Source organism: Thermogutta sp. (assembly GCF_014359955.1).
In the GTDB taxonomy this organism is placed as follows: domain Bacteria; phylum Planctomycetota; class Planctomycetia; order Pirellulales; family Thermoguttaceae; genus Thermogutta.
This window is the reverse complement of record NZ_JACIYL010000835.1, coordinates 1-1,853: the sequence shown is the minus strand read 5'-3', so window position 1 is coordinate 1,853 and position 1,853 is coordinate 1. Positions and strand designations below refer to the sequence as shown.

Sequence of the window (1,853 nt, the reverse complement as noted above, 5' to 3'; positions counted from 1 at the left end):
AGATGGCCTTCTCGAAGCCGCGATCAAAGGGCCGGTCGGGATAATGGTCTCCCAGATGCCATTTGCCGAACTGTCCGGTTCGGTAGCCGTATTTTCGGAACAGTTCGGCCATCGTGGGGATTTCCCGCCAGATCATATTCGTGGCCGCGGGAACGCTCCGCGCACCATTTCGGAGGGCATCCAGACCGGTCATGAGTTGGCCGCGGGTTGGCGTGCAAACCGGGGAAACGTGAAAATCTGTCAGGCGGACGCCTTCCCGGGCCAGGCGATCGATATTGGGAGTGAACAGGATAGGGTTCCCATGGCAGGAAAGATCGCCGAAGCCCTGGTCGTCCGTCAGCACGATAATCACATTGGGGCGAGCAGATGGCGTCACCGATTGAGCCTGTGGCCTTCCCGTAGGCTGCCGTTCCACCACAGAAAGCTTCCCGGGATCCAGCACCACATGGCGGATCCTCTCGCGCCTCCAGGTGTACGTGATATGGACCAGCCCATCGCGCGTTTGAATGACCGCCGGGTAGCTGAACTCCCCAGGCTCGTCTTCGAGCGTCAGGACCTGCCGCCAGTCAACACCATCCTGGGAGAGCGCGACGCTCAAGGGTGAACGCCCCCGAGTGGTCGGGTTGTACACCAACAGTTGCCGTCCGTCGGCCAGAGTGACCGCGTCGATCCCTGAATTCGGGTTGGGGACGACAGTGCGCTGGACAGGTGTCCACGTATTTCCTCCGTCGTAAGACGCCGTCCAGAAAATACGCCCCTGCCGTGTTCTGCCAATGGCGACCAGTCTGTTGGGTGCAACCTGCAGGATGCTAGGCTGAATCGCGTCGAGAATTTCAGCACCATCAGGCGGGCTCACCTTGGTCCAGGTTTGGCCATGATCTTTGGTGATTTCAAAATGAATGCGCCATCGGCTGGGTCGTTCCGGTGTTTCCGTGCTGGAGGGGCAAATCCAGGTACCGTCTTCCAGCTCCAGCGGCTTGTTCTTGATCGGCCCAAGAAACCCGTCGGGCAACCGGACGGCAGGTTGCCATGTTTTGCCGTTGTCGGGGCTCTCTTTGACCATGCCCCACCAGCGACTTGGGCTGGGACCCACTTTGTAGAACAGGTAGATTTTGCCGTCTCGAGGGCGGAAGAGAACGGGGTTCCAGCACGGGTAGCGGCGACCATCCGCCTGCTCGCCCGTGGCCACCTGGACCGGCGCCGTCCATCGGCCGGCTTCGTGTCGGCTCAACCAGATGCCCACATTTTCGGCGCCTTCCCGATCGCCTCCAAACCATGCCGCCAAAAGACCGTCTTCCGTCTCCACGATTGTCGATGCGTGACAGCTCCGAAATGGGGCGGTCTCGAAAATGAACTCCTTTTGCACGATCGCACCATCGGGAGATGCCTCGGCTGCGCTGGCAGGCTGACTGCCCGCCACCGCGGCACACACCAGCCCCATTGCCAGAGGAAACAGCCAGGACGGTTGTAATGCTGTGCTCATGCAAGCAACTCCCAGAAAAAATCGATTCCTTCAAAGCGCAAGGCGCCTGAGACAGGAGGCACACATTCCTGTGACGAAAGCGTGGTCCCAGCGGCTCCACCACCCCAATCCATCTCCGCCCGTATTGAATCGCTGTCCCCGGACATACTACTTGCTTGTGTGACGGCTCGCAACCGTGCCGTGCCTCTGGAACCTGGTAGGGCACACTTGGCATGCCCGATGGCGTGGGACGGTCGGTCCCAAGTTGACGAGGTGGACCTGACAAGCAGGTCCCTCCGAGGGACGGAGGGACCTGCCCGCCGTGCCGGACGATACGCGCACAAGCGGGTGCCTGGCTCCGCGCCCTTTTTCCAGCGACCAGGAAAAAACT

The 1,853-nt window shown here is 60.8% G+C and carries 1 protein-coding gene; it reads right to left on the bottom strand.

Annotated elements, in window-relative coordinates; translation table 11 throughout:
- On the bottom strand, positions 1–1,483 hold a 1,483-nt coding region (locus H5U08_RS17425; protein WP_297036018.1), incomplete at its 3' end, for an exo-alpha-sialidase.
- Positions 1,484–1,853 lie beyond the last annotated feature (370 nt).